The organism is Streptomyces sp. AK02-01A (assembly GCF_033795305.1).
Taxonomy (GTDB): Bacteria; Actinomycetota; Actinomycetes; order Streptomycetales; family Streptomycetaceae; genus Streptomyces.
Genome location: NZ_JARBAE010000002.1, coordinates 45,711 through 67,492 on the forward strand (window position 1 = coordinate 45,711; position 21,782 = coordinate 67,492).

Here is a 21,782-nt window from a genome sequence, read left to right on the forward strand (position 1 = left end):
CACGGGCCGCCGTCGTGGTGCGCGGTGATGCGGTGGGACATTCCGGCGCGCGGGCCGGCGCCGGTCAGCCCTTGACGGCGCCGGCCGACATACCGGTGACGAGATGGCGCTGGGCGAAGAGGAAGACGAGAGCGGCGGGAACGGCGATGAGTACGGACGCGGCGGTCATCGGGCCCCACTGGGCGCCGTACTGGTTGACGAATTTCTGGAGGCCGCCGGCGAGAGTGAGGTTCTCGTCGCCGACCATGAAGGCCGAGGCGTAGGCCACTTCGCCCCAGGCGGTGATGAAGGAGTAGAACGCGGTCACCGCGAGGCCCGGTTTCGCCAGCGGCAGGATCAGCCGGAAGAAGGTGCCGAACGGCGTCAGCCCGTCGACCTGGCCGGATTCGTCGATCTCCATCGGAATGGTGTCGAAGAAGCCCTTCATCATCCAGGCGCAGAAGGGCACGGCGATGGTGAGGTACGTGATCACCAGACCGGCCGGATTGTTGAGCAGTCCGAGGCCCGCCATGATGTTGTAGATCGGCACGATGAGGACGGCGACCGGGAACATCTGGGTGATGAGCAGGGTCCACATCAGACCGCGCTTGCCGGGAAAGCGGAAGCGGCTGACGGCGTAGCCGGTGGTGGCCGCCACGAACACACCGAGCACGGTGGTGAGGCCCGCGATGAGCAGTGAGTTGCCGAACCAGGTGAGGAACGGCGTGTCCCGCAGCAGCTTGGTGTAGTTCTCGAAGGTCGTCTCTTTGAAGAAGTCCGTGGTCGTCGCGTAGCTCGGCGGCTTGAGTGAGGTCAGGAAGACCCACAGCACCGGGAAGACGGCTGTCACGGACGCCACGACGAGGGTGGCGTGCAGCGCGGCCGAGGCCAGCGGCGAGCGCCGGCCGCGGCGCGGGATCCCGGGAGCGGCCTTGGAGACGGGACGGCGTGCGGCGGTGGTCACCACGTATCTCCCTGCTGACGGAGGACTCGCCGGTAGACCGCGGCGAAGAGCATCAGAAGGACAAGGATCAGCACGCCCCAGGTGGAGGACTGCGCGAAGTCGCGCGGGCTGATCTCGAAGGAGAACTTGTACGCCTGTGTGACCAGGATCTGAGTGGCCTCGCCGGGGCCGCCGCGCGTCAGCAGGAAGATCACCGGGAACATGTTGAAGGTCCAGATGGTGGAGAGCAGGATCACCGTCGTGCTGACCGAGCGCAGCCCCGGCATGGTGATGTGGCAGAACCGCTGCCAGGCGCTGGCGCCGTCCATCTCGGCGGCCTCGTACATCTCTCCGGGGATGGACTGGAGTCCGCCGAGCAGGGCGACCATCATGAACGGCACGCCGAGCCAGATGTTCACGGCGATGACGGAGAACTTGGCCCAGTCCGGGTCGTTGAGCCAGGGCACGGCGTCGATTCCGCCGCCGGCCAGCAGCTTGTTGAGGAATCCGCGGTCCTCGTTGTAGAGGAAGCGCCAGGCGAAGACGGAGACGAAGCCCGGTACGGCCCAGGGCAGGATCAGCAGCATCCGGTAGACGGAGCGGCCGGCGATCCGGCGGTTGAGGATGTTCGCCAGGGCGAGGCCCAGCGCGAAGGTCACGCTGACGCAGGAGAACGTCCACACCAGTGTCCAGCCGAGGGTGGCGAGGAACTGGCCGCCCGTCAGTGCCTCGGTGTAGTTGCCGAGGCCGATGAACTCGTAGGTGGCGGGCAGATGGTTGACGCCGATATGGCGCTCGACATTGCGCTCGTTGGCGTCGGTCAGCGACAGATAGACGCCGCGGACCAGCGGATAGCCGATGATCACGCCGATCACGGCCACCACCGGCGCGACCATGGTCCAGGCGTACCAGTGCGTCGAGAGGCCCCGCCGGAGCCTGCCGGGTGGGTTGCCAGAGCCGGGGCCGGAGCCGCGGACGATGTCGTCGCCCGCGGCCCGCGCCACCGACTGGCTGGTGTGGACAGCCATCAGCCGGCCCGCCTTCCTGTTACTTCCAGCCCTTGAGCAGCTTGCGGTAGGCGTCGCCGGTGGCCGTGACGCCCTGCTCCGGTGTGGCCTGGCCGGTGAGGACCTTGGTGTACTCGGTCACCAGCGGCGCGAACAGGCTGCCGGTCTCGGGGATCCAGGGACGCTCTACGGCCTTGTCGACGACGGGCTTGAAGAAGCTGACGATCTCGTTGTCGGCGACGCCCGGCCGGGAGTAGACGGAGGTACGGGTCGGCAGCAGGTTCAGTTCCTCGGCGACCCTGGCCTGGCTCGCCGCCGACGTCATGTACTCGGTGAACGCGTAGGAGGCGTCGAGGTTCTTGGAGCCGGCGTAGACCGCGAGATTGTGACCGCCCTGCGGCGCGCCCTGTCCTGCGGAGCCGGCCGGTACGGGCGCGATGCCGAGGTTCGCGCGGTCCTTGAACTGCGGGCCGCCGTAGGTGTCGGCGATCGCCCACGGGCCGTTGATCATCATGGCGACCTCGCCCTCCTTGAAGGCCGTCTGCATGTTCTCGAAACCGTCCGTGGCATCGGTCTTGGCGACGCCGGAGTCGACCAGGTCCTTGACGACGGTCATGGCCTTCACGCCGGCCGCGTTGTCGACGGTGACGGTCTTGCTCTCGGCGTCGACCAGGTTGCCGCCCTCGCCGTACAGGAACGACAGGAACCAGTAGGCGTCGTCGCCGCGCAGATACAGGCCGGTCTTGCCGGTCTTCTCCTTGACGGTCTTCGACACGGACTTCAACTCGTCGACGGTGGCCGGGACTTCGACGCCGGCGTCCTTCAGGATCCTCTTGTTGTAGAAGATGCCCATGGAGTCGATGACCTGCGGCACGGCATAGGTCTTGCCGTCGTACTCCGTGGAGGCGGCGGCCTGCCCGAGGAAGTCCTTCTCGTCCTTGAGCGCCGGTGTGCCGTCCAGCGGCGCGAGATAGCCGAGATCGGCGAACTCGGGTGTCCACGCGACCTCGGAGCGGATCACGTCGGGAGCGCCGGAGCCGGACTGCGCCGCGTTCTTGAACTTGTTCTGGGCGTCGCCGAAGGGCACGTTCACATACTTGACGTCGACCTTCGGGTGGACCTTCTCGAAGTCCTCGGCGAGCTTCTTGAAGACCTTGTCCTCGCTGCCGACGGTCGAGGTGTCCCACCAGGTGACCGTTCCCGAGAGCTCGCCGCCCGAGCTCTTGCCGCCGCCTGACTCCTCGTCAGTGCCACAGGCGGTCGCCGCGAGGACCAGGGTCGCGGCCAGGGCGGTGGCCGTTATGCCACGTCGCATCCGAACTCCTTCAACTGCCGTACCGCTCCATTGCGGCGCCGGGTCGGACGTGAAGGTAACAGCGATGAAAGAAGGCCGAAAGACCTTGCGGAATATTTCCGCAAGAGCTGCCGATCGTTACACCTGCGTGCCCTGCCCGCGCCGACCAGACTCTTGACGGGAACTCACATCACCTGGCAGAGACGGTTTACGCAGGCTGTCGGGGCCTCAGCAGCCGGCACGAGCACCGCAGGAAGGTTTCGCAAGATCTTGCAGGGCCTTGCCGCGACGGCCGGTTTCCGCAGCCGGTGTGCAATCCGACAGACGCCCGGTACAGTCCACTCCCATGACCGCACGGCTTGCCGATATCGCAACCCAGGCGGGGGTCAGCGAAGCGACGGTCAGCCGCGTACTGAACGGCAAGCCCGGGGTTGCCGCGACCACCCGCGAATCCGTTCTCGCCGCACTCGACGTCCTCGGCTACGAGCGTCCCGTACGGCTGCGCCGCCGCAGCGCCGGTCTGGTCGGCCTGATCACGCCGGAGCTGGAGAATCCCATCTTCCCGGCCCTGGCCCAGGTGATAGGCCAGGCCCTGACCCGGCAGGGCTACACGCCGGTGCTGGCGACCCAGACGCCCGGCGGATCCACCGAGGACGAGCTGACCGAGATGCTCGTCGAGCGGGACGTCTCCGGCATCATCTTCGTCTCCGGACTGCACGCCGACACCTCGGCGGACATGAGCCGGTACGAGAAGCTCCGCACCCAGGGCGTGCCGTATGTCCTCGTGGACGGTTTCTCGCCGAAGGTCCGGGCGCCCTTCATATCGCCGGACGACCGGGCGGCCGTCAGGCTCGCGGTGACCCATCTCGTCTCGCTGGGCCACCAGCGGATCGGGCTCGCCGTCGGCCCGAAGCGCTTTGTGCCGGTGCTCCGCAAGATCGAGGGCTTCCGGGCCACGGTCCAGGAGCTGCTCGGCCTCTCCGCGCAGGAGACGGAGGAGCTGATCCAGCAGTCGCTGTTCACTCTGGAGGGCGGCCAGGCGGCCGCCACCGCGCTGATCGAGCGCGGCTGTACGGCGGTGGTGTGCGCGAGCGACATGATGGCGCTCGGCGCGATCAGAGCGGCCAGACGGCTCGGTCTGGAGGTGCCCAGGGATCTGTCGGTGGTCGGCTTCGACGACTCACCGCTCATAGCGTTCACCGATCCTCCGCTGACGACGATCCGCAAGCCGGTGCCGTCGATGGGCCAGGCGGCGGTACGCACGCTCCTGGAGGAGATCGGTGGCACACCCGCTCCGCACAGCGAGTTCGTGTTCATGCCGGAGCTGGTGGTTCGTGGTTCAACCGCTTCCGGGCCGGCTCCGGGACCCCTCGGGTCGACGGAGCGGCGCGGTCGACTTTAGGGTGTACCGAATGCGGCACGAACCCGACCGGGGGATGATCGGTCGGTGGCGGGGAATCTGGCAGACTCTCTCGCTGTGACTCCTCCACCTCATGAATGGGGTGGCTTCTCACTTGGCTCGGCAAGGCCTCGTGACGGCCGGGCCCTGACGCCGCCCAAGGGCGGGGAGGCAGAGTACTGCACCGGGAGAGACGGGTGAATCGACCGTGAAGACACGGGAAGGCCGGACGGCCGCCCCGTCACTCATCACCGACGAGGAGACTGACGCGCCGCCGGCCGGCGCGACCCTCGTGGTGAGCGCCGAGGAGGAGAACCGCGGCCGGGTCCGGCTGTGGCGCCTCCGGTCACCTCGCCGCCCGCGGATCTGGTTCGAAATCCTGTTGATCGCGGTCAGTTACTGGACGTACTCCCTGGTCCGTAACGCCGTACCGGAGCAGCGCGTCAAGGCGCTGCACAACGCCAACTGGATCTGGCAGACGGAGCAGGCCCTGGGGATCGCGGTCGAGCAGTCCGTCAACCACGCCGTCAATTCGGTGACCTGGCTGATCGTGGCCATGAACTACTACTACGCGACGTTGCACTTCATCGTCACCATCAGTGTGCTGATCTGGCTCTTCCGCCGCCATCCCGGCCGCTACGCCGCCGCCCGGCTGGTGCTCTTCGCGACCACGGTCGTCGCACTGCTCGGCTACTACCTGTATCCGCTGGCACCGCCGCGTCTGATGACCGGAGGACACTTCGTCGACACGGTCGCCTTCCACCACACCTGGGGCTCGATGGCCTCGGGCGACCTGAAGAACATGTCGAACCAGTACGCGGCCATGCCGTCGATGCACATCGGCTGGTCCCTGTGGTGCGGCGTGACCGTCTTCGCGCTCGCCTCGGCGCCCTGGGCGAAGATACTCGGGCTGCTCTATCCGGCGGTCACCCTGCTCGTGATCGTCTCCACCGCGAACCACTTCTGGCTGGACGCCGTGGGCGGCATGGTCTGCCTGGCGTTCGGTTTCGGCATCTCGTACGCCTGGTACGGCGAGCTGCCGTACCGGCTCCCGCGCCAGGTCGGTCCCGGCCGACGACGAGAGCACGGACGCCGGCCGCTGACGGCCTGACGCCGTGGACGCGCCGGGACCTGGGATACACGGCCCGCGCGGCCGGCGGCGGGATCACGCCGCGCCGGTCGGCAAACTCACTCGATGGACTTCTCGACCGCCTCGAAAATGTCCGAGTCGGTCTCTTTCTGCCAGTCGGGGAGGTCCGGCCAGTCAGCCACGTAGCCCGGCTTGGGGGCTTCGAAGTGCTTGAACATCTGGGCGGTCCAGCACGTCGCGACGAACCAGCCCTTCTGCTCGCGTGACAGCCGCGAAGCATGCCCCTCGCTGACGAGGAGGAACTGTCGCACCTGTCCCTGGACGGCGGCGGCCGCCTGGCGTTCCCACTCCGGGGTGTCCTCCCAAGGAGTCACGTAGCCGGGCTTCGGCTCACCGGGAAAGTGCGCTCGTACGCCGGCGATCCACGTCTCCCGGAACAGGCGGCCGTCCTCGGTCTGCGGCATGCTTACCCCTCTCGTCGCGTGATGCTCAGTGCGCCGATCTCGGCGTCCAGCTCAGCGACGCGGTGGTCGCGGACCAAGGGGCCGAACTCGGTTCGCAGGTTGCGGAGTCTACGGGCGACGTACCCGGAGGATGTTTCCCTGGCGAGTCGCAGTGCCTCACGGCCGTAGACGAGAAGTTGGTCCGGGTCGCGCCGCTTGGCTCCGATCGCGGCCAGGTCCGTCAACGCGGCCCCACGGCGTCGCAACGAGGATCCTTCTCTCGCGAGTGAACCTTGGTCCAGCGCGCTCTTGAGCGCCTCTTCGGCCAGGTCGAGACAGCCGAGCTGTACGTATCGGGCACCCCGCTCCTCGGCCGGCCGCGAGCCGTCGAAGCGCAGCCATCCCCCGTTGTGACCGGGAGACGTCAGGTCCCGCACTTTCTCCGCTTCGTCCAGGGCACGCTCGCAGGCGGCCAGGTCACCCAGACCGGCATGCGCCTCGGCCTGGACCGAGGCGACCCAATGGCGTGTGGACAGCGAGCTGTCTCCTCGTCCGGCGAGCCTCTCGGCAGCCGACAGGATGCCTGCGGCTTCCTTGTATCTGCGCTCGTACATGTCGATGTACGCGTGCCGCACCAGCGAGCAGGCCCAGAGGTCGAACGAGCCCGCGTCTTTACTCGCCGCCGCGGCGAGCGTGTAGGACGCCGCGGCGTCTGTGTAACGGTTGCTGTCGAAGGCCAGCTCTCCGGCGAGCTGGAAGAGGTCGCCCGCCGCGCCGCACAGAGCTTGAACTTGCGTGTCCGAGCGCCCGTCCAGCGCCTTGCTCAGGGCCACGAGCTGCTCCCGAACGATCGGGTACACGGAGCCCTTCGCGCGGGCGAGCTGGTAGACCTGCCAGAGGTGGCTGTTCATGCGCAGGAAGTCGGCTACGGGATCACGCCGCGCCGTAGAACAGCTCCTCCACCACCGCGCGCGCCCTGCGCGTCGTCCGGCGGTAGTCGTCGATCATGTCGCCGATGTGGCCGGGGCCGTATCCGAGATAGCGGCCCATCGCGCCCAGCTCACGGCCGTCCGACGGGAAGGTGTCGGCCTGCCTGCCCCGGACCAGCATCACACCGTTGCGCACCCGGCTCGCGAGGACCCAGGCGTCGTCCAGGATCTGTGCGTTCTCGGCCGAGAGCAGACCCGCCGCGTGGGCCGCCGCGAGAGCCTCGCGGGTGCTCGTGGTGCGCAGTCCCGGCTCCGCCCAGCCGTGCTGAAGCTGAAGGAGCTGGACGGTCCACTCGACGTCCGAGAGACCACCCCGGCCCAGCTTGGTGTGGAGCGTCGGATCGGCGCCGCGCGGCAGCCGCTCCGATTCCATCCGCGCCTTGAGGCGGCGGATCTCCCGCACCGCGTCCTCGCCCAGTCCCTCCGCCGGATAGCGCAGCGGATCGATCAGCTCGATGAAGCGGCGGCCGAGATCCGCGTCGCCCGCCATGGGCTCGGCCCGCAGCAGCGCCTGGCTCTCCCAGACCAGCGACCAGCGCCGGTAGTACGCCTCGTAGGAGGCGAGCGTACGGACCATCGGGCCGCTCTTGCCCTCCGGCCGCAGATCCGCGTCGATCAGCAACGGCGGCTCGGAGGAAGGGACTTGCAGCAGCCGCCGCATCTCGGCGACCACCTCGTTCGCCGCGCGCGCCGCCTCGTGTTCGTCGACGCCCGCGCGCGGCTCGTGCACGAAGAGCACATCCGCGTCGGAGCCGTAGCTCAGCTCATGGCCGCCGAAGCGGCCCATGCCGATGACCGCGAACCGGGTCGGGAGCGTGTCGCCCCACCGCTCGCGTACGACGGCCCGGAGCGCGCCCGCCAGCGTCGCCGCGTTCAGATCGGTGACGGCGTTCCCGACCCGGTCGACCAGCGCGCCGTGGTCCTGCTCGGCCGGGCTGTCCTCCGTGCCGTAGGAGCCGATGATGTCCTCGGCCGTCGTACGGAACAGCTCCCGTCTGCGCACTCCGCGCGCCGAGGCGACCGCGCCCTCCGCCGTCTCCGCGCGTCCGACCGCGGCGAGCACCTCCTGCTCCAGCGCGGCACGGCCGCGCGGTGTCAGTCCGTACGGGTCGCCGAGGATCGAGACCGCTTCGGGCGCGCGCAGCAGCAGGTCGGGCGCGAGCCGCCCGGCCGACAGCACCCTCGCCAGATTCTCCGCCGCTGCTCCTTCGTCCCGCAGCAGCCGCAGATACCAGGGTGTCTTGCCGAGCGCGTCCGAGACCCGGCGGAAGTTGAGCAGCCCGGCGTCCGGATCGGCCGAGTCCGCGAACCAGCCGAGCAGCACCGGCAGCAGCGTCCGCTGGATCGCCGCCTTGCGGCTCACTCCTGACGACAGTGCCTCCAGGTGCCGCAGCGCCGCCACCGGGTCGGCGTAGCCGAGTGCTTCGAGGCGCTGTCCCGCCGCTCTCGTGCTGAGCCGGATCTCACCGGGTGCGAGCTGCGCGACGGCGTTGAGCAGCGGCCGGTAGAAGAGCTTCTCGTGCAGCCGCCGTACCACCGCGGTATGGCGTTTCCAGGCCCTGGTCAGTTCGGCGACGGGGTCGTTGCGCAGCCCGAGCGAGCGGCCGAGGCGGCGCAGGTCGTCCTCGTCCTCCGGCACGAGGTGTGTGCGCCGCAGCCGGTGGAGCTGGAGGCGGTGCTCCATCGCGCGCAGAAAGCGGTACGACTCGTCGAGCTGCGCCGCGTCGGCCCTTCCCACATAGCCGCCCGCCGCCAGCGCCTCCAGCGCTTCGAGTGTCGAACCGCTGTGCAGTGTCGCGTCACTGCGGCCGTGGACCAACTGGAGGAGCTGTACGGCGAATTCGACGTCCCGCAGTCCGCCGGGCCCGAGCTTCAGCTCACGCTCCGCCTGTCCGGCCGGGATGTTGTCGATGACCCGGCGGCGCATCTTCTGGACGTCGGACACGAAGTGGTCGCGCTCGGCGGCCTGCCACACCAGCGGCGACACGGCGTCGATGTACTCCGCGCCGAGCGCCGGGTCTCCGGCCACCACTCTGGCCTTGAGCAGTGCCTGGAACTCCCAGGTCTTGGCCCAGCGCTGGTAGTAGGCGAGATGGCTGCTCAGGGTCCGTACGAGTGGCCCGTTGCGGCCCTCGGGCCGCAGGTTGGCGTCGACGGGCCAGATGGCTCCTTCGCTGTTCGACTCGGAACAGATCCGCATGAGATGGGAGGCGAGACGGGTCGCGGCCTGGATGGCTTTTCCCTCGTCGGTGCCCTCTTCCGCGGTCTCCGGTGTCGCGCCGACGAAGATCACGTCGACGTCCGAGACGTAGTTCAGCTCATGGCCGCCGCACTTGCCCATCGCGATGACCGCGAGCCGGCAGGCGACGGCGTCCTCCGGGGCGGCGGCCTTGGCGATCGCCAGCGCGGCGCGCAGCGTCGCGGTCGCGAGATCGGCGAGTTCGGCGGCGGTCTGGGCGACATCGGTCGTGCCGCAGACGTCCCTGGCCGCTATGGCCAGCAGACAGCGGCGGTAGGAGATCCGCAGCGAGACGGGATCATTGGCGCCGGCGAGACCGCGCTCGAACTCCTCGACGCCGGGATGCAGGTCCGCCAGCTCATAGGTGACCAGAACGCGCCAGTCCTCGGGATGTCTGGCGAGATGGTCGGCGAGCGCCTCGGACGCGCCGAGTACGCCGAGCAGCCGGTCCCGCAGCGGCTTCGCCGTGACCAGCGTGTCCAGCAGGATCCGGCGCTCCTCGGGCCGCGCCGCCTCGGCGAGCCGGACGAGCCCGCGCAGGGCCAGATCGGGATCGGCGGTCGCGCCGAGCGCGTCGAGAAGCAGCGGATCGGACCGTACGGCGCACATCTCGGGAAGGTCGAGCAGCCGCTCGGCGGCGGAAGGATCGGTGAAACCGTGCCGCAGCAGGCGGATGAACGTACTGCTCCTGCGTCCCGGCAGCGTCATATCGCCGTCTCCTGTCCGCGTCCCCGTCCGACCAAAGCCCAGAGATCGAGCGTAGCCCCAGGAAGAGGCGCGGGACCGGCCGCGTACACGCACAGATCATGGGGTCGCGCATCTTGAGGGCACGCGGACGGCCGGGACGTTTTGGTCTTCAGCCGCGCGCGCTCGTCAATCGTCAGGTCACCGGCCCATGGCGGAGACAACGAGGAGGAAGCGAGCCTGACACCTGACGCACGGGACGGAGCACGGCGCCTGGCGTTCAGGCTTGTCCGGGCCGCACGGATCCGGACCGCGTCCGCATGACCCACATGTACGCGGCCAGCCCCAGTGATCCGCGCACCATGGCGTCAGCCCACACGGGCACGATGCCGTCCCAGGCGTTCCGCTCCAGACTCCAGAGGAGGAGCCAGCTCAGTGCGCCTGCCACGACGACCGCGCTCCCGTACTTGAGCGGTGTTGTGCGGCTTCTGCCCAGCCAGGTGCCCAGAAGCCCGGCCGGGATTTGCACCATCACGTGGAAGCTCACGCATGTCAGCGGCACGGCGAAGAGGAGGAAGAAGGGAGCGTCCGCGGTGGGATTACCTGGCGGCGTCGCGTCGACGGCGTCCAGCATCCACGACGGCGGCACCAAGAATGTGAGCAGGAGTACGGCTCCGCTCAGATGCATGGCGCCAAGGTGGCGCAGCGCGGGACGCGAAGACCCGGCGCTTCGCCGCCCGGCCGACGGACCATCAGTTCTCTCGCCCATGTTCGTCCTCCCACGACCGTATGCGACCGCGGGTCATGGTAATCAAGCGACGGCCCCGTCCTCGCGGCGCCCAGCACCTCCTGCGGTCGCGCCGCCGCACCGGCCGGTTCAGCGCCGGCCGATCCAGCCGCGCTCCCGCGCCAGCAGCGCGATCTGGAAGCGGGTGCGGGCGCCCAGCGCGTCCGCCGTGCCGCTGATGTGTTTCTGGATGGTCCGTCGGCTGAGCCCGAGCGCGCGGGCGATCGCGTCGTCGGTCAGGCCCGCGGCCATGAGGTCCAGGATGTCCCGCGCGCGTCCACTCAGCCCGCCTTCCTCGCTTCGTGCACGGTCCTGGAGCTTTTCCGCGGTGCCCGCCATGGACACCGGAGTCGCTCGCTCCCACAGGCTTTCGAACAGTGCCGTCAGCGCGTCCAGCAGCGGCGACGCGTGCACGATGACGGACCCGGCCGCCGGGTCCGCCTTGCTCAGCGGGATCATGCCCGCGGTGTCGTCGAACACCACGAGCTTCATGGGAAGTCCGGGCAGCAGCCGGAGCCGGCCGCCCCGGGCCGTGCCGCGTACGGCGGTCTTGAGGGACACCGCGTCCGTGAATCCGTCGCTGTCGTACACGGACCGGAGCCGTACGCCTTCCGGCGGCTGCGGGTCGGGATCCGGCTTCGGCTGCGGGCCCGCGACCGGCTCCGTGCCGGCGGCGCGGACCGGCGACGGTGACCGCTGCAGATACGGAGGCTTGGCCAGATGCAGCACCTCGCGCTTGCTGGACGCCAGCAACTGCGCGTAACGCGCGGCGACTTGATCCGCGCTCTCGACGACTTCGAAGAGGTCGGAGGTGACGCGCCGGGACGGCACCGAGCGGTACGCCTCCTGCAGCCGCTCCATGTACAGCTCGGTCCTGGCCAGTTCCTGCCGCCGCCGGGCCAGCAGCGCTCCGAGCGTCGAGCGCGGCGGGCCCGCGGCCCAGCGGGTCGGCCGGATACCCGTCCGCACCACGAGGTGTTCGCTCTCCAGCGCGCGCAGCGCCTCGCCGATCTCCTCCGCCGGGTACTCCACGGCGGACGCTATCTCGTCCTCGGTCAGTACGGGACGGCCGATGAGATGCTCCAGGATCCGGCCCGTGAGCGGAGCCAGACCGACCGCTCCCCATGCCGCGTCGGATGACGAATCCACGACGTCTCCCCCCTGGTGAACGTGGGGCTGATGGTACGTAAACCGACAGCCGTCGATGAGTGATCTCCAGCGTCGAGGAAGCGTAACCGCGGCCTGTTACAGCCGATCGCCGCCGCGTCCGGGAGACATCCGCCGTTCCGCCGGAGGGACTTGTGCCGTACGACCGGAGTGCGCCTCGGCTGGCGCTTCTCATCTGCGCAAGTGCGCGGACCCGCCCTCCCTCGGGCCTTGCCCGGCGCCATACGCGGCGGCGAAGGTGAGCCCGAGCCGCAGCGCAATGACGCGCCACTCCCCCTGGTCAACTCATCGTGAGCCGAAGTCACTTCGGCTCGTTGGAGGCCCCTGTGCCACGACTCGACGCCCGGATATCCAGACAGAGACGCGTTTCCCTCGCGATCGCGCTCGCCGGCGCCGCCGCCATGGCTGTTCCCGCGCTGCCCGCCCAGGCGGCCGGCACCGAACAGCCGCCCGCCATCGAGGTCGTACCGGGCACGGACACCCGGACGCCCGCGCTCGTCGAGGGGATCGCGGAGCCCGCCGAGGCGTCCGCCGACGCCGACGACGCCGCGCGTGAACATCTGGTGGACCGCCGCGCGCGGTACGCCATCCCGCACCCGGACCAGGACCTGAGCACCGCCGAGGTGGCCGAGGAGAGCGGCGGTCAGGAGACCGTCCGCTTCCAGCAGAGCCACCGCGGTGTGGAGGTCCTCGGCGGCCAGTATGTCGTCCGCATGGAGCGGAAGAACGGCAATCGCACCGTCACCGGCACTTCCGGCAAGTACTTCACGGATCTCACGGTCGGCACCACGCCCAGCGTCTCCGAGAAGACCGCCGTCAGCCGCGCCGTCGAGGCCGTCAGGCGCGGCTCCTCGGCCACGCTGACCAAGGGCACCGCGGTACGCAAGAACGGCGCGGCGAAGGCCGCGAGCACCTTCCAGGGCGTGGACAAGGGCCTGGTCGTGCTCGCGCGCGGCGCCGGTGTGCTCACCCGCCATGTGCGGGTCACCGGGACCAGTCCGACGACCGGCGAGCCTCTGATGCAGGAGGTGTACGTCGACGCCAAGTCGGGCTTCCCGGTCCTCCAGTACAGCGGTCTGCGCACCTTCGCGGCGCAGGGTGTCGTCCCGGCCGAGAAGGCCGGCAAGGCCACCGCGAGCGCGGCGCCGAAGAGCGGCGGCAGCGCCGCTCCCGCCGATGTCACCGGCTCCGGCAAGATCGTCAACGGCCGTGAGGTGACGCTGGGCCTGCGGCAGGACGCGTCGAGCGGCCAGTATGTGATGACGGACTACAGCCGGATGAGCGCCACCTCCAAGGCGGCCATCTCGACCTGGGACGCGTCGAATGTCGATGTCACCCAGGCGTCCGGTGTCTGGCCCGAGGGCATCGCGCTCTTCTCGTCGCCCACGCCCGCCTTCGCGGCGGACGCGACCGAGGCCGGAGCGGTCGACGCGCACTGGGCCGCGGGCCAGGTGTACGACTACTACCGTCAGCAGCACGACCGGGACAGCCTGGACGGCCGCGGCGGAGCCATCGACTCCCTGGTCGGCGTGACCGAGTACGGCAGCCCGTTCGTGAACGCCTTCTGGGACGGCCAGAAGATGGTGTACGGCAGCGGCGACTCGCAGTACCGGCCCATGGCGGCCGACACGGACGTCGTCGGTCATGAGATGACTCACGGCGTCGTCGAGAACTCCGCCGCGCTCGTCTACGCCGGCCAGTCGGGCGCGATGAACGAGGCGCTGGCCGACTACTTCGGCAACGCCATCGACGTCACCGCCTCGGGTGTCGCGATGACGGACCCGAACGCCGGTCTGATCGGTGAGGACCTGTGCCGTACCGCCGCGCCGCGCGACTGCGCGCTGCGCGATCTCAACGACGGTGCCACCACGTCCAAGAACTTCCTCGGTCTGTCGTTCCAGATCGACAGCGGCGCCGTGCACCTGAACTCCACCATCTTCGGCGGAGCGCTCTGGGACATGCGTGAGGACCTGGGCGGCAAGCTCGCCGACAAGATCATCTACCGTGCGCTCACCTCGTACATGACGCCGCTGGACGGTTTCACCGAGGGACGCGCCGCGGTGATCGCGGCCGCCAAGGACCTCGACGTCAAGAGCGCGCAACTGAAGACCGTGAAGCAGTCCTTCGACGCCCACGGCATCGTGCCGGGCTGGGAGAAGGCGCTCGGTATGGACACCGACACACTGCTCGGCAAGCTGAACATCAGCGGCACGGGCGCTGACGCCGACGCCGGCTGGTGGACCACGTCCAAGTCGAACGACGACGGCTCCGCGCCGTACACGGTCTTCGCCGGCCGCACCGACGGCAAGGGCGCGGCCAAGCAGATCAGTGACAACAACGGTTACTACAACGTCTACCCGGTCACCGACGGCAAGCGTGTGGTGTGGGCCGCCTACGGACCCATGGGCGTCAGCATCATGTCGCGCCCGATCAACGGCGGCGTTCCGAAGACGCTCTTCACCTCCTACTACTACGACATCCAGAATCTCCGCGTCTCCGGTGACACGGTGGCCTTCGAACTCCTCGACGACTACGGCATCTGGCATGTGAACTACCTCCGGGACGGCGACAAGCTCCCGAAGGCCGTCGACGAAGACCCGAACTCCCACTGGATCACCGACTCCCGGCTGCCCACGCTCAAGGACGGCAAGCTCGCCTACGCCAGGTCCTACGCGGACGACAACGGATGGACCACCATCGGCGTCGAGCTGCTCGATGTGAAGACCGGCAAGGTGACCCGGGTCGGAGAGGCCGGCGCGCCGTACAGCATCGGCCAGCCCGTCCTCACTCCGAAGTCCGTCTACTGGATCATCGACGAGACCGCCTACGACGACAATCACACGGCGGTGCGCAGGGCCGACCTCAAGGGCAAGAACGTCGTCGATGTCCTTCCGGAGTCCGCCGCGGACGCGGTCTGGGCGATGGACATGACCGCTTCGGACGACACGCTCACGCTCACCACCCTGCTGCCCGACACCGATTACCGCAACGAGACGTCGCCGAAGCTCCAGCAGTACGGCCTCGACGGCGAGCCGCTGGGCCGTGTCTCCTGCAACCGCGGCCTGCAGATGTTCGCGGCCTCGGACACCGGGAGGCGCGTGGTGTGGATCGACGGCACCACCAGCGACACCGACCTGGTGACCCGCGCCCGGCCGGCCGGCCGCTGCGGCTGACACCACCGGACCGACGCCCCTGACCGAGCCGCCCTCCGCCACCTCCCCTGTGGCGGAGGGCGGCTCGCCCAGTCGCGGCCCGGCTCGGTTCGGCCCGGTTCGGTTCGGCCCGGTTCGGTTCGGCTCGGCCCGGCTCGGTTCGGCTCGGTTCGGCTCGCTTCGGCTCGCTTCGGCTCGCTTCGGCTCGCTTCGGCATAGTGGCGGATACGGTCGGCTTCCTCGGCGTTTCAGCAGCTCAGGCAGGGTCCGGGAGCATCCGTGCGGTCAGGTGGACGACGGTGTCAGGCGCGGCGCCGCGAGTACGCTGAACCAGTGGAGCCTTCTGGAAGTGATCGGGAAGTGAGGGCTCTTCCGGAAGTGAGGTGGAGTCGTTGAGCCGGATTCTGACGGCGAAGGGCGAGGCCACACGGGCGCGTATCGTCGCCGGTGCCGCCGAGGTCCTGCTGGAGAGAGGCGTCGCCACGGCGACCCTGGACGACATCTGTCTGCGCACCGGTACGAGCAAGGGCCAGCTCTTTCACTACTTTCCCGGCGGCAGGGAGGACCTGCTGCTCGCCGCCGCGCGGTACGAGGCGGACCGGGTGCTGGACGACCAGCAGCCGCACCTGGGAGCGCTCGACTCCTGGGAGGCGTGGTACCGGTGGCGTGACGTCGTCGTCGAGAGGTACACGGCACAGGGCGACACCTGCCCGCTGGGCTCGCTGTTCGCGCACGTCGGACGCTCCACGCCCGGGGCCCGTGCGATCGTCATCCAGCTCATGCGGGAGTGGCAGGAGTATCTCGCCACCGGGATCCGGTCGTTGCGGCGTCAGGGTCATCTGTCGGCGTCGCTCGACGTGGACGAGGCCGCCGCGGCGCTTCTCGCCGGCATCCAGGGCGGAGTGTCGATCATGCTGTCCACCGGAGAGCCGACCCATCTCAAGGCCGCGCTCGACTGGGGCATCAGGCAGCTTCAGGCGACCGGCCGGCCCGTCGCGGACTGATCGCCGCACCGGTCGCCGACGCGGACGGAACGCTGCGTCCGTCCGGACGCACCTGTTCGTCGGTCATGACCGGCGGTCGGCCGATTCGGCGCCATGGGCGCGGCCGCGTCCACGGGCATCAGATCAGGCCGAGCGCGGTTGAAGCAGTCCCGCGACAAGCAGCTCGACCATGTGGCGTGGGTCGTAGCGGGAATCGTTGTCCCCGCCGATGCAGAGGTTCCCGACGCCGCGCATGAGTTCGTAGGCGTCCGTGTCGGAGCGGATGTCGCCGGCGGCGACCGCGGCGCCGAGCAACTGAGTGCACACGGGCACGAGGCGGTCGAGGAAGTAGGTGTGCAGCGCGTCGAAGCCGGCGTTGTCGGACTGCAGCACGGCCGCGAGTCCGTGCTTGGTGACCAGGAAATCAACGAAGAGGTTGATCCATCGTCCCAGTGCCGCGTGCGGAGTCGCGCTGGTCGCCAGCAGGGCTGGACCGGCCTCGGCGCATGCCTCCACCTGATGCCGGTAGACGGCGATGATGAGATCCGCTCGCGTCGGAAAGTGGCGGTAGATCGTGCCCATCCCGACACCGGCCTTGGCCGCGATGTCACGTACCGGCGCTTCCACGCCTGACGTGACGAACACCGCGGCGGCCGCGTCGAGCAGCGTCTCCTTGTTACGCCGGGCGTCCGCCCGCTTGGACCGGGCCGCCTGCCCCGCGCCCTCGTCGCTGTCGTTCACCGCGCCACTCCTTCCGCTGCCGGGTTCCGCTGCCGGGTTCCGCTGCCGGGCTAGCCAAACGGAACGACGTTCCGTATCGTTACCGGAACAAGGTTCCGCTTGCCCATGATGTCAGAGCACGGGCCCGGTAACCAAGCCTCGCATTGCCACCACGCGATGCCACCAGGCTTCATCCGCGACGGAGGAACACAGTCATGCAGTACCGCACTTTGGGCCGCACCGGCGTGCAGGTCAGCTCTCTCGCGCTCGGCGCGATGAACTTCGGCAAGATCGGGCGCACCACCCAGGACGAGGCCACCGCCATCGTCGATGCCGCTCTTGAGGCCGGGATCAATGTCATCGACACCGCCGACATATACGGCGACGGCGAGTCGGAGGAGATGGTCGGCAAAGCCATCTCCGGCCGCCGCGACGACATCGTGCTGGCCACGAAGGCGAACATGCCCATGGGCGAGGAGCGCAACCACCAGGGCAGTTCGCGCCGCTGGCTGGTCACCGAGCTGGACAACAGCCTGCGCCGCCTCGGTGTCGACCACGTCGATCTCTACCAGATCCACCGATGGGACCCGAGCACCAGCGACGAGGAGACTCTGTCGGCGCTGACCGACCTGCGGCGCGCGGGAAAGATCCGTTACTTCGGCTCCTCGACTTTCCCGGCCTACCGCCTCGTGCAGGCGCAGTGGGCCGCCCGCGAGCATCACCTGAGCCGTTATGTCACCGAGCAGCCCAGCTACTCGATCCTGCAGCGCGGTATCGAGACCCATGTTCTGCCCGTGACCGAGCAGTACGGGCTCGGTGTGCTGGCGTGGAGCCCGTTGGCTTCGGGCTGGCTGTCGGGCGCGATCCGCGCGGGCCAGGAGATCACCACCAGCCGCTCAACGTTCATGCCGCAGCGCTTCGACACCGCCATTCCCTCCAACCGGGCCAGGCTCGATGCCGTCGAGCGGTTGGCCGAGGTCGCCGACGAGGCCGGGCTGACCATGATCCAGCTCGCGCTCGGCTTCGTGACCGCGCATCCCGCCGTGACCGCCGCGATCATCGGTCCGCGCACGCTGGACCACCTGCGTTCACAGCTCGCCGCCGCGGACACCGTGCTCTCCGCCGACGTACTGGACGCGATCGACGCGATCGTCCCTCCGGGTACCGATCTCGCCGCACACGAGAAGCACGACACTCCGCCCGCGCTGCTGGACCCGTCACTGCGGCGCCGCTGAGCGCGTCGAGTCGCCGCTGGAACTGGTGACACGGGCCGGATCCTGATTTTTGGACTTGCGGGTCTATTTTTTGGAGTGCACTTTGGACGCGAGGCACGGCCCCGCCGAACAGAGGCATCCCACCTGCGGGAAACCCCTTCGGGCCCATGCCGTGGAGCACCGCGCGCGTGGTGCGCCGAAGGAAGGAAGAAGCAGATGGATCTTCAGCTCGCCGGCAAGAGGGCATTGGTCACAGGATCGAGCAGCGGTCTCGGCGAGGAAATCGCCAGGCTGCTGGCGGCCGAGGGCGCTTCCGTCGTCGTGCACGGACGGGACGAGGCGAGAACCGCGGCGGTGGCCAAGGCCATCCGCGAGGCAGCCGGCGAGGCAACCGTCGCGATCGGTGATCTCGGCACGGACGAAGGCGCCGACACGGTCGCCGCCGCGGCGCTCAAGGCCGGTCCCATCGACATTCTTGTGAACAATGTCGGCGTCTACAAACCCACCGCGGTATGGGAGAGCACCTCACCCGGAGAATGGGCTGACATTTACAACATCAATGTTGTCTCCAGTGTCCGGATGATTCAGCGCATCGTTCCCGGAATGCGTGATCGGCACTGGGGCCGAGTGATCCAGATCAGCAGTGTCACGGGCCATCTGCCGCAGTCGAGCCAGCCGCATTACGCGGCTTCCAATGCCGCCCGGAACAACCTGGCCAAGTCTCTCGCGCGTGATGTGAAGCATTCCGGAGTGACATCGAACGCGGTGGCGGCGGGAGGCATCCTCGTCCCCGCGGTGCGGGAGGCCCTGACCCATATGGGCAAGCAGAACGGCTGGGGCGACACCTGGGAGCAGATCGAGCCCAACCTGGTCGAAGCGCTCTCGCCCAACGACGTCGGACGCATCGGCCGACCGCGCGACTTCGCCGGCCTTGTCGCCTATCTGGCCAGCCCCATGTCGGAATACATCACAGGCACCACCCTGCGGATCGACGGCGGTTGGTACGACGCCTGAGCCGGAGTGAGTGGTCGCGTAACTCAGGGCTCCCGTAGCTCAGGGCTCCCATAACTCAGTGGTCGCGTAACTCAGTGGTCGCGATGTGCACAAGGTGATTGTCTGCCCGCGTGACCACCGCGAACCGCACGAGCAACAGCGATACGAACAGCGGCAGCGGCCGTGACCTCGCCCACGACCACGCTCTGCTGGACCGTATCGACCACTATCAGGACGCTCTCCACCGGCCGGACGCGCGGGCCGAGGACTTCGGGCCGCTGACTCTCTTTGTCCGCGACGGCTCGGGCCCGCCGCTCCATGCCCGGCCGACCCGTGGTCGGCCGGGCAGCCCGGTCACCGCCGCCGATGTCCGGCGGGTGCGCGCCCGCCAGCGCGAGCTGTCCCTACCGGAAACCTTCGAATGGGTCGCGCAGACCACGCCCGGCCTGCGGAAAGCCGCCGAGGAGGCCGGACTCCGGGTCGAGGCGCGCCCGCTGCTGGTGCTTCCCGAGGCCGCGCCGGTGCCGGCGGCCCGTACCGTACCGACCGGGACAGCCGTCCGGACGCTGACACCGGACGACCCCTGCCTCCCGAGCGCCGTCACCACTCCATGGCTGGCCTTCGCCGAGCTGGGTACGCACATCGGCGAGACGGGCGCCGCCGAACTGGCCGAGGCGATTCCCGCGTACACCGCCGAAATCACCAGGACGGCGGACCGTATCCGCGCGGGCCGCACCACGGTGGTGGCGGCGATCGAGGACGGACTCGCGCTCTGCTCGGGCCTGTTCCCAAGGCCCGTCGGAGGCGTCACCGAGCTGTGTGCCGTCGCCACACTCCCGGCCGCCCGCCGCCGGGGCCTGGCGCTCGCGGTCACCGCGGCGCTGGCGGCCGAGGCGCGCGGCCTCGGCGTGAAGACGGTGTTTCTGTGCGCGACGGACGAGACAGTGGCGCGGATCTACGCCCGGCTGGGCTTCCGCCATGCCGCCACATTCATGGAGGCGCGGCCGGAGGAGTGACCGGTCCGCTTCTTGAAGCTTCTGAGGTCGGGCCGGTCCGGGTCCTGGAGCGCCGGGTCGCGGAGACCTCGATCCGGTGGGACGGGCTCAACAGCCAAGATCAACCTCGGCCCAGACCGTCTTGTTGCACCACAGCATCACGCCACGCCGCCCAGTGGGCCGACTCCCGGCCCCCGGCCGGGAGTCGGCTGCCGCCCGCGCAATGACACGCGGCCACCGCGCGATCCTGAGGCGACGATCCTCTCGCCTCGCCAAGACCGCACGGTGGCCGCCGACGGCCGGACAACGCGTATCAGTTGAACGCGCGCCTGTCGGCGTCCAGGCGGTGTGCGAGCCGCACGGTGATGAACTCGTTGTTGTCCGGCTTGCCCGGCGTACGGCCGTTGGAGAACGGGAAGTTGTTGTCGTTCATGACGGCCAGCGTCTGGTCGTCGAGCAGAACCACGTCCTCGATCGTGGTGAACGGGAAGCGGAAGGTCTTTCCGAAGCCGCCGAGCCCCTTCGGGTTCGCCACGTTCAGCAGATCGACCACCAGCGTCTTGTCCATGACGCCGTCGTGGTCGCGGTCGCGGTTGTCAGCCAGGTAGATGCGCTTGAACGCGGCGGCATCGCCTTCACCGCCGTCACGCTCGATGATCAGGAAGCGGTGGCTGTCCACGGCGATGGCGTCGCCAATGGCGTTCGAAGGCGAGTCGAGGCGGTAGACCCAGTGCTTGCCCGTGTAACGCTCCTTGCGGAGGTCGAAGTCGTTCAGGCGCAGGTCGCCGGGCTCGTCTCCGTCCACCGTGCCCTCAAGCAGCGGGTAGAGGTGGCGGCCGTCGACCGAGCGGGCCATGCCCTCGAAGCCCTTGCTGCTCGCCAGGTTGGGCTTGTCGCCGTTCAGATACGGATTCTCCGGCGCCCGCACGCCCTTGAGCGGGATCGGGGCCTGGAGGAGCTGTCCCTTCGACGAGAAGTGCAGCAGGAACGGGCCGAACTCCTCGCCCATCCAGTACGTACCGTCTGAGGCCCGCACGATGGACTCGACGTCGAAGTCGGCGCCGGTCAGCACCCGGTCGGCCCGTGTGAGCGCGAACGGCACACGGCGGTGCGGGTCGCTCAGGTTGAAACCGCCCAGCACCTTGACCTTTCCGCTCCGCGCGTCCGGCTTGATGTGGTGGACGCGGAGCAGGAAGTCGGCGCTGTTGGCCTTGTTGCCGTAGCCGTTGTCGGACAGCACGTCGAAGGTGCCGTCGTGCCTGTTGAGGATCCCGCTGAATCCCTGCACGGGCTGGCCGGCGAACGGTGCCGTGATCCCGTTGTTCGGTGCGGTTCCGAGAGCGGAACCGGACGGCGCGCTGCCGGGCACGAACGTCTCGGCCGGAAGCGACGCGAATCCGGTCAGCGTGGCCTGGCCGAAGTCCGCGTGGCCGCGGTCGGCCATCGCCGGAGCGGCGAGACCCATGGTCAGCGCGGCAGCGCTCAGCGTGATCAGAAGCTTCTTCATGCGGCGGACGGTAGAGGTGGCGCATGACGGACGACCCAACAGGAGGCGACCCGAGTACGACCGGCATACGGCCCCTCCGTCCTCGGCGGGCCCCAAGTCCGGCGTGCCCACTGGACGCGTGGCCGCGCGATCTGAAGCACGAGGCGGAGAAACGCGCCGCTACGCGACGTCGGCCTCGCCTTCCGCCGTCTGATGAC

The 21,782-nt window shown here is 69.0% G+C and carries 16 protein-coding genes and 1 pseudogene; 7 read left to right on the forward strand and 10 right to left on the reverse strand.

Features of this window, described 5'->3' with window-relative positions; genetic code table 11:
• Window positions 1-64: 64 nt before the first annotated feature.
• Genes PV679_RS02630 through PV679_RS02640 form a run of 3 tightly spaced genes read right to left on the reverse strand, consistent with a single transcriptional unit; the run spans window position 65 to window position 3,244 of the window.
• Window positions 65-946: a sugar ABC transporter permease gene (locus PV679_RS02630; protein ID WP_416069638.1), complete on the reverse strand. Its 882-nt coding sequence runs from the start codon at window positions 944-946 to the stop codon at window positions 65-67.
• On the reverse strand, window positions 940-1,950 hold the full coding sequence (locus PV679_RS02635; RefSeq protein WP_319678560.1) for a sugar ABC transporter permease: 1,011 nt from the start codon (window positions 1,948-1,950) through the stop codon (window positions 940-942). The genes PV679_RS02630 and PV679_RS02635 overlap by 7 nt, the downstream gene beginning before the upstream one ends.
• A gap of 19 nt (window positions 1,951-1,969) precedes the next feature.
• Complete coding sequence (locus tag PV679_RS02640; RefSeq protein WP_319678561.1) at window positions 1,970-3,244, reverse strand: extracellular solute-binding protein; 1,275 nt, start codon at window positions 3,242-3,244, stop codon at window positions 1,970-1,972.
• A gap of 325 nt (window positions 3,245-3,569) precedes the next feature.
• On the opposite strand from PV679_RS02640, the gene PV679_RS02645 reads away from it, so the two are divergent.
• Entirely contained in the window at window positions 3,570-4,625 is a 1,056-nt protein-coding gene (locus PV679_RS02645; RefSeq protein WP_319678562.1) for a LacI family DNA-binding transcriptional regulator, read from the forward strand.
• Window positions 4,626-4,914: 289 nt separating this feature from the next.
• Window positions 4,915-5,733, forward strand: coding sequence for a phosphatase PAP2 family protein (locus PV679_RS02650; RefSeq protein WP_416069647.1), 819 nt, complete (start codon window positions 4,915-4,917; stop codon window positions 5,731-5,733).
• A gap of 77 nt (window positions 5,734-5,810) precedes the next feature.
• Here PV679_RS02650 and PV679_RS02655 read toward each other — a convergent pair whose 3' ends face one another.
• The 5 genes and pseudogenes from PV679_RS02655 to PV679_RS02675 form a co-directional block, all read right to left on the reverse strand.
• Window positions 5,811-6,176, reverse strand: coding sequence for a hypothetical protein (locus PV679_RS02655; RefSeq protein ID WP_319678564.1), 366 nt, complete (start codon window positions 6,174-6,176; stop codon window positions 5,811-5,813).
• A gap of 2 nt (window positions 6,177-6,178) precedes the next feature.
• A pseudogene (locus tag PV679_RS02660) lies at window positions 6,179-7,096 on the reverse strand (transcriptional regulator); the annotation flags it as partial.
• Window positions 7,089-10,091 (reverse strand): bifunctional [glutamine synthetase] adenylyltransferase/[glutamine synthetase]-adenylyl-L-tyrosine phosphorylase, encoded by a 3,003-nt coding sequence (locus PV679_RS02665; protein WP_319678565.1) that lies wholly within the window; start codon window positions 10,089-10,091, stop codon window positions 7,089-7,091. The pseudogene PV679_RS02660 and the gene PV679_RS02665, both read right to left, overlap by 8 nt.
• A 256-nt stretch (window positions 10,092-10,347) precedes the next feature.
• Entirely contained in the window at window positions 10,348-10,755 is a 408-nt protein-coding gene (locus PV679_RS02670; RefSeq protein WP_319678566.1) for a hypothetical protein, read from the reverse strand.
• A 189-nt stretch (window positions 10,756-10,944) separates the two neighbouring features.
• Window positions 10,945-12,003 (reverse strand): helix-turn-helix transcriptional regulator, encoded by a 1,059-nt coding sequence (locus PV679_RS02675; protein ID WP_319678567.1) that lies wholly within the window; start codon window positions 12,001-12,003, stop codon window positions 10,945-10,947.
• Between the two features lie 344 nt (window positions 12,004-12,347).
• On the opposite strand from PV679_RS02675, the gene PV679_RS02680 reads away from it, so the two are divergent.
• Together PV679_RS02680 and PV679_RS02685 are read left to right on the forward strand one after the other, a co-directional pair.
• Window positions 12,348-15,194: a M4 family metallopeptidase gene (locus PV679_RS02680; protein ID WP_319678568.1), complete on the forward strand. Its 2,847-nt coding sequence runs from the start codon at window positions 12,348-12,350 to the stop codon at window positions 15,192-15,194.
• A gap of 371 nt (window positions 15,195-15,565) precedes the next feature.
• On the forward strand, window positions 15,566-16,177 hold the full coding sequence (locus tag PV679_RS02685) for a TetR/AcrR family transcriptional regulator (protein ID WP_319678569.1): 612 nt from the start codon (window positions 15,566-15,568) through the stop codon (window positions 16,175-16,177).
• A gap of 123 nt (window positions 16,178-16,300) precedes the next feature.
• Here PV679_RS02685 and PV679_RS02690 read toward each other — a convergent pair whose 3' ends face one another.
• Window positions 16,301-16,897, reverse strand: coding sequence for a TetR/AcrR family transcriptional regulator (locus PV679_RS02690; protein ID WP_319678570.1), 597 nt, complete (start codon window positions 16,895-16,897; stop codon window positions 16,301-16,303).
• A 194-nt stretch (window positions 16,898-17,091) separates the two neighbouring features.
• Here PV679_RS02690 and PV679_RS02695 point away from each other — a divergent pair, with 194 nt between their 5' ends.
• The 3 genes from PV679_RS02695 (at window position 17,092) to PV679_RS02705 (ending at window position 20,099) form a co-directional block, all read left to right on the forward strand.
• Window positions 17,092-18,111: an aldo/keto reductase gene (locus PV679_RS02695; RefSeq protein ID WP_319678571.1), complete on the forward strand. Its 1,020-nt coding sequence runs from the start codon at window positions 17,092-17,094 to the stop codon at window positions 18,109-18,111.
• A gap of 195 nt (window positions 18,112-18,306) precedes the next feature.
• Window positions 18,307-19,104, forward strand: a complete 798-nt coding sequence (locus PV679_RS02700) for an SDR family oxidoreductase (RefSeq protein WP_319678572.1) — start codon at window positions 18,307-18,309, stop codon at window positions 19,102-19,104.
• 110 nt (window positions 19,105-19,214) lie between these two features.
• Window positions 19,215-20,099: a GNAT family N-acetyltransferase gene (locus tag PV679_RS02705; protein ID WP_319678573.1), complete on the forward strand. Its 885-nt coding sequence runs from the start codon at window positions 19,215-19,217 to the stop codon at window positions 20,097-20,099.
• Between the two features lie 292 nt (window positions 20,100-20,391).
• On the opposite strand, the gene PV679_RS02710 is transcribed toward PV679_RS02705, so the two are convergent.
• Window positions 20,392-21,585: an esterase-like activity of phytase family protein gene (locus PV679_RS02710; RefSeq protein WP_319678574.1), complete on the reverse strand. Its 1,194-nt coding sequence runs from the start codon at window positions 21,583-21,585 to the stop codon at window positions 20,392-20,394.
• Between the last annotated feature and the right edge of the window lie 197 nt (window positions 21,586-21,782).